The organism is Thermoanaerobacterales bacterium (assembly GCA_030019475.1).
GTDB lineage: Bacteria > Bacillota > Desulfotomaculia > Desulfotomaculales > JASEER01 > JASEER01.
In genome coordinates, this window is record JASEER010000069.1 from 1 (window position 1) to 5,747 (window position 5,747).

Sequence of the window (5,747 nt, forward strand, 5' to 3'; positions counted from 1 at the left end):
AACCGGTGCAACTGCCCATATCGATCAGCTCAAGGCGGCCGGCGCAGACTTTCAGTCCCCGTTTGCCGGGTCCAACCGGTGCAACAGACCGCGCCGGCTCAAAAAATACCCAAGCACCGCAAGCCTTTCCGGGTTTGTACCCACGCCCGTTGACAGCCGATTTTTCGAAAACCACTCATCTGCACTGAAACCCCCTCCATTTGCGAAGCACCCGCAAGAGTGTCGTGTCTTCTCCGTCAAAGATTCCGCCACATCAGACATGAGGAAGGCTACCCTCACACGCTGTCTGGGCACCGCTTGCCGATGCGATTTGCGAAACCATCGTCCGAAAAGAAGAACCTTTACTCAAGCTGGGCGATCAATTCGCCGGCCAGGGCATTGACTTTCTCATGGAACGGACGTCTTGCGCCAATATCCCTTGCGATCGTACCGCCACCTGTTCCAGTTCCCGCAAAGTCGCCCTTCTGAAGGAATTTCCCTATGTCGTGAAGGAGGGCCGCCAGCAGGACGGTACCGTACTCCACAGCCGACACCTCGCGCTAGACCGGGATTTTGAACAGGTACAAGATTTCCGGATACGTTCGACACAAGTTGGCAGATTCCTGCAATGCAGGAAGCTATTATCTATGACAAACCTGGTAGCAATAACAGGCTGGATGACATTCCTCCGCAACACCCGGGTCGATCTCTTCATAAATCATGCGGGCCTTCTCATCGCGGGCTTCGATGAACCACTGGCGTAACTCGTCATCGATAACGTGCAGGTCTTTCTTAATGATGAGCCGGTTACCCCTGAACTCTGCGTAGACCAGGCACCCCAGGTTGACCGGGAATTCATAGATAGCCTCCATGACCAGGGCGTAGCCGGTGGTCTGCAGGCGGTGGAACTTCCGTGGCTCACCGAATTTGAGGTCAAGGATCATCGGCTCGCAAAAGGTAAAGGCGTCCGTGCTGAGGTTGGCGCTCAGGCCCAGAAAGGACCCGTCCAACTTCTGCTCGACGACCACCGGCAGAGCCAGGCTGACCAGGGAGTCCTCGCCGATGTACGGATGCTTCGTGAGGATTTCCTGAATGCGGGCGATGATCCGGGCCCGTTCAAAGTCGTGGATGATCAATGCTTTCTGGCGCAGGCTCTCGGCCTCGGTCGGCGCGAGGTCACGGGTATATGGCTCGATGCTCAGGGGAACGAGTTCCTGAAGGGAACGAAAGATCTCTTGATAGTTGTCCACGCCGTGCGCGTAGATGAGCCGCTTCGCGGCCACTAAAACATGGACCAGCGCCGCGTGCAAGGCACTCCCCCGTGCCATCGCCGGGCTCGGCTTGGGGCGGACGCGCTCCACACGCCGCAGGTAGAGGTCCCGGTTGGTCGGACAATAGGCCCCGGCCACCTCGTAGATCGCCAAAGGCATGTCGTAGACCGGGGAGAGAGGCGGCTGGGACCAGTTCCACCCGCGCAGTTCGTCGGCCACCCCCTGGTCGCGCGAGCGCGGCAGCAGTCCCTTGAGCAGGTGCTTTCGCTCTTCGTCGGTCAGGAAGTACACTAAACCACATCCCCGCAAAACCGGCGGTATTCGCAATCGACGCAGCGCCCCGCGCGGCGCGTCGCCGGCGGAAAGGTCTCCCGCCGGATAAGGTCCGCAATCTGTAGAAGCATCCGCCTGACAAACGCCCGCGCGTTCGGCGTGATCTCCACCACATAAACGTTTTTCGAGGGGATTAAGTACAAGTAACCGTGCCGCACCGGTTTTCCATAGGCGTCCTCAAGGAGCATGGCGTAGGCGACGAGCTGGTACTTATGATTGAGGCCCGGCCGGGATGCGGTGTACTTTACCTCGACGGGCAGGCAACCCAGCGAGGTCACGACGTGCATATCCAGCACCCCGCGCAGCCCCAGACGGGGGGATTCCAGCGGCGTACGGAAGCGCCTCTCCCCTTCCGCAAGGCGGTAGGCCCGCAGCGTCCGGCGCCGCTCCAAGCGCTCGAACTCGATATGCTCTTCCTTGCCGTAGACCATCTTCGGCGTAACCTTCCGGTCCACCGGCGCCACATAGGTGTAGTAGATAATTCGCGGGCAATAGAGGTACTGCTTAATGTCCCCAACCTTGAGGGTCATCCTGCCCGGGCCTTCTTCCTGCGCCCGGCCTCCCTGACGTGGCGGTCGATCTCCTCCGCGTCGGCGTCGCCGCTCGTAACCGTGATCTCAATGCGCAGGTTCAAGTCCTTGTCGCAGATCGGGCAAATGAAGATCTTCCCCTCTTTCTCTCCTAACGTGCGGCGCAGGCGCTGCGACAACTCCTCCCGTCGGTTATGACTTAACTGACCGAAGAAGGCCGAATACTGGAAGTGTTCCAGGCCGTAATCCTTACAGGCTTCAAAAACCTTGTTGCGGATCTTGTCCTCCGGGATGTCATAAATAACCAGCGTCTTCACGCTACCAGCTCCCGGAGAAGGGGCGGTACTTCCCCTCGCCCCGCAGGAAGGTGGCGATGCTCCGGGCCTGCTTCTGGATGATAAACTTCAGCTTATGCTTCTTGCCCTCGTAGCTCTCCTCGGCGTTCAGGCGCTCCGTGATCCGGCGCCCCAGTTCCCGGCGGGTTTCATCGGCCAGGCGGTCCTCCTCCATCTCTATCTTCGTACCCTTGTTGATCATCGCCACGACCACCCGGTCCACGGCCACCGGCCGGAACTCCTCGATGAGATCCAGAACCAGGCTGACCTTCCCCGGACGGTCCGTGTGCAAGAAGCCGGCAAAGGGGTCAAGCCCCGCCAGGGTGACCGCCCCCCACACCTGGCTGTAGAGGATGCCGTAGCCGTAGTTCAGGGCCGAGTTCACCGGGTCGGTCGCCCCGCGCCGTTCCCGCCCGTCGAATTCGATGCCGCCGTCCAGGAGAAGCTTCAGGCCTTCCCAGTAATGCTGCGCCGCCCGGCCCTCGATGGCCAGGATCTGCCCGCGGATCTGTTCAATGGCCGGAGCGTGCAGGGCAGCCAGTTCCCCCCGGAGACGGTCGATGATGCCGAGAAGGCCCGAGATTTCGCTGAACCTGGCGGCGTCCGTCGTACGCCGGTACTTAGCGAAATACTTCAGGACGTTGGCCTGGTTCTTAAGCTTGCCATCGACAAAAGCCTTCGCCAGCGTGACACCGCGCTCGTCCAAGTAGGCCAGGATCTGCTGCCGGCGGGTCTCCACCGTTCCGGTTAGGTTCGGGGATGCGAGTTTAGCGTAAGGTTTACCGGAAAAGGATAGGAAATTGATCTGGATCCCGTACTCCGTGCACTCCTGGATGACGTCGCTGGAGAGGGATACCCCTTTGCTGGCGATGGTGATCTGCTCGATGTCCCGGAAGGGCGTTTCACTGATCACCTGGCCCTTCTGGCGGATCAGCAGCCGCTCGCTCTTCTTGCCTAAGGAAACACCAAAATCTTCTACGACAAGATGCACCGGCAAACCCCTCCCCCTGCATTTTTGTGTAGGGCGAGGGGTATTTTACCATACACCCTCAAATCCGGCAATAGAACGGCGAAACTAGTGGTTTTTCGAGGTTTTACGACAATGAACAGCTATCGTTTCCCGGCACGGGGGCCCCGGCTTTCTGAAGGGCCCTCAGGAAACCGGCAACCGCTTCCCTGGCATTCCTCACGGCCTCGTCAATGGTGTCCCCCTCGGTGATACATCCCGGCAAAGTCGGAACGGTAACCGTGTAGCCGCCTTGTTCGTTCCACTCTAGAAGGATCTTAAAGCGACGTTTTAAGGGGGTTCTTCCTCCTTGAGATTCTGCTCGAGAACCAATGGGCAATCTGGGATTGCCTTGTGGATGACCCCATATAGTTATTCCCTTCACCTGTCTATTCCTACTCCACCAACTGGTAATGGGTGAAATGTTTGCCGCTAGACATGTAGCGATACGGCAGCATCGTGGGCACAAGAACGCGGTAGGATCCTAAGCTCGATGGTTTCGTCCCATAAGAGTTGATCCGGTCGAATCCGTGCGGGTCTTGAATGAGCGCCTGGCCGAAGTCATCAAGGTGATGCATTGATCGGTAACCACCGTTGACAATGTCCGCCTCGCTCTCCGGGCAGGTGAAACCCCTAGGTAGCTCACCGTGATGGAATTTCGCTCCCATAAACTGCATGAAGGATCCGCGCTTACCAAAGTAATTGACCCGCGCTGCGATCTCAGTCAGATCTCTTACATCCTGGTCAGACATACCCCCTGCACCAAGCGCGACTCTGAGTTCACCGTCATAATAGCAGAACTCCCTGTAGGCAATGGTGGGCGCATAGATGCCCCTTGGCGCACCCCGCTCCTCTTGCTTGATCTTGATGAAAGTGTTCTGTACGACGCAGTGCCGTGGCGGGCCAATGCGCACGGGGCGCCCCTTGATGAGCTCGTAAACCTGTTTGGCCCGAGCCTCTGCCTTGTTCGCACCAAATGCTCGAAAGCAGGCGTCAACTAAAGCCAGCTTAACGGCATACGGCGTGGGCACGAGCAATGTTTTGCCACCTTTATTCGTGGCGTAGGTCATGCGGACGGAGAACATCGCCGTAGGCAGATAACGGAGTATCAGCCAAGAGGCGTTAGCGTCTTTGCCGACTGTCATGTTATTCACCCCATGGTTCAGCCGCCTTGATGACGTCTCCCAAAACACCGCTGAATTCACCGAGGCCAGTGAACGGTTTGACTTGGAGATACTCGGCGTCGTATAACCCGTTGAGATGCCGTGCAATCAATTCAATCTCCTCCTGGTAATTGCTCTTGAGCGGACTCACGGTCGGCGCCGGCAGGGAATTGGTCGAGATGGCCACAACGCCACTGAAGTCCACGATGTGCGGATGCTGGGTATTTCGGTGAGCACCGGTTGGTTTGACAAACGTGTAGAGTACACTCTTCAGCAGGGTCTCGATACGCTTCGCGCGCTGCTCAGCGTCCACGTCGTAGTGCAAAGTGATGTCGTTGCGCCCCACGCGGTATAGGTCTACGTTTAGAACCACGGCATACTGTCCGCTGGAGGCCGGTCGGTGGAAGATGTTCTGGCCCAGATTCTGTTCGGAGCCGGAACCCGCGCCGCGCCCTTCGGGAACGTACTTGGCGTGAATGTATGCCTCAGTACGGGTCGTTTCCGGCCGTCCGACCACCCAGCCAAATTCGACGCAGGACTTACGGGCCAGCGACTTCGAACCAGCCCAGCCCGTCAGCAAGATCCCTTCACAATCGTCAACCACACAAGCATTCAGGACCCTGCTCAGGTTAAACGAATCGATCTTCCCGTTCTTTTTGGCCTCGGCGTATTCAGGGCTCCGTTCAACCTGTTGGGCCAACTCGAGGTCTCGCGCGATGCGATTGGCGTCAAACTGAGCGCACCCCCCGCAGAGGGGCAATCCCGCCAACCTGGCCTCCTGGAAAAGGTGTTCCGCCTGAATGTGTTTGAACATGTCGCCGGATATCGCGTTGACGGTATGGAGATTGCCGTGTTCATCAATGATTTCCACCATGCGGGTCATCATGGTGTTCCCTTCGGCACCCTCGTTGTTGAGGGCATGCAGGTTCATCGTTACGAGACCCGAGATAGCCAAAGAGTGCAGTTTCATTTCTACAACCTCCTATTTGTTGCCATTCCCGTTCTCATTAGAGGTTCCTGGCTCCGAACCTTCCGCCCTTAGGGTCCTGGCATAGCCGTAAGCCAAAAGTAACATACCCACCAGTTCGGCACCGTTGGGACGTGAATTGATCAGTTGGATCACTTCGTCC

At 58.0% G+C, this 5,747-nt stretch carries 8 protein-coding genes; all 8 read right to left on the reverse strand.

Annotation, left to right across the window (positions count from 1 at the left end; all coding sequences use genetic code 11):
- Positions 1-341: 341 nt before the first annotated feature.
- Positions 342-524, reverse strand: a complete 183-nt coding sequence (locus tag QMC81_11590; GenBank protein MDI6908112.1) for a hypothetical protein — start codon at positions 522-524, stop codon at positions 342-344.
- Between the two features lie 96 nt (positions 525-620).
- On the reverse strand, positions 621-1,541 hold the full coding sequence (gene cas4a / locus QMC81_11595) for a type I-A CRISPR-associated protein Cas4/Csa1 (protein ID MDI6908113.1): 921 nt from the start codon (positions 1,539-1,541) through the stop codon (positions 621-623).
- On the reverse strand, positions 1,541-2,113 hold the full coding sequence (gene cas4, locus QMC81_11600; protein ID MDI6908114.1) for a CRISPR-associated protein Cas4: 573 nt from the start codon (positions 2,111-2,113) through the stop codon (positions 1,541-1,543). The genes cas4a and cas4 overlap by 1 nt, the downstream gene beginning before the upstream one ends.
- Positions 2,110-2,430: a CRISPR-associated endonuclease Cas2 gene (gene cas2 / locus QMC81_11605; GenBank protein MDI6908115.1), complete on the reverse strand. Its 321-nt coding sequence runs from the start codon at positions 2,428-2,430 to the stop codon at positions 2,110-2,112. Before cas2 ends, cas4 begins: the two co-directional genes overlap by 4 nt.
- A gap of 1 nt (position 2,431) precedes the next feature.
- Positions 2,432-3,439, reverse strand: coding sequence for a CRISPR-associated endonuclease Cas1 (cas1, locus tag QMC81_11610; protein MDI6908116.1), 1,008 nt, complete (start codon positions 3,437-3,439; stop codon positions 2,432-2,434).
- A 103-nt stretch (positions 3,440-3,542) separates the two neighbouring features.
- A complete protein-coding gene (locus QMC81_11615) occupies positions 3,543-3,839 on the reverse strand; it encodes a type II toxin-antitoxin system HicB family antitoxin (protein MDI6908117.1) in 297 nt (98 codons plus the stop codon).
- A gap of 10 nt (positions 3,840-3,849) precedes the next feature.
- Entirely contained in the window at positions 3,850-4,599 is a 750-nt protein-coding gene (locus QMC81_11620) for a hypothetical protein (protein MDI6908118.1), read from the reverse strand.
- A gap of 1 nt (position 4,600) precedes the next feature.
- Positions 4,601-5,587: a DevR family CRISPR-associated autoregulator gene (locus QMC81_11625; protein MDI6908119.1), complete on the reverse strand. Its 987-nt coding sequence runs from the start codon at positions 5,585-5,587 to the stop codon at positions 4,601-4,603.
- Between the last annotated feature and the right edge of the window lie 160 nt (positions 5,588-5,747).

What these genes read in the sequence shown, in the direction of transcription:
- cas4 (MDI6908114.1), bottom strand. Translation starts at nt 2,113, where the DNA reads ATGACCCTCAAGGTTGGGGACATTAAGCAGTACCTCTATTGCCCGCGA.
- QMC81_11620 (MDI6908118.1), bottom strand. Translation starts at nt 4,599, where the DNA reads ATGACAGTCGGCAAAGACGCTAACGCCTCTTGGCTGATACTCCGTTAT.
- QMC81_11625 (MDI6908119.1), bottom strand. Translation starts at nt 5,587, where the DNA reads ATGAAACTGCACTCTTTGGCTATCTCGGGTCTCGTAACGATGAACCTG.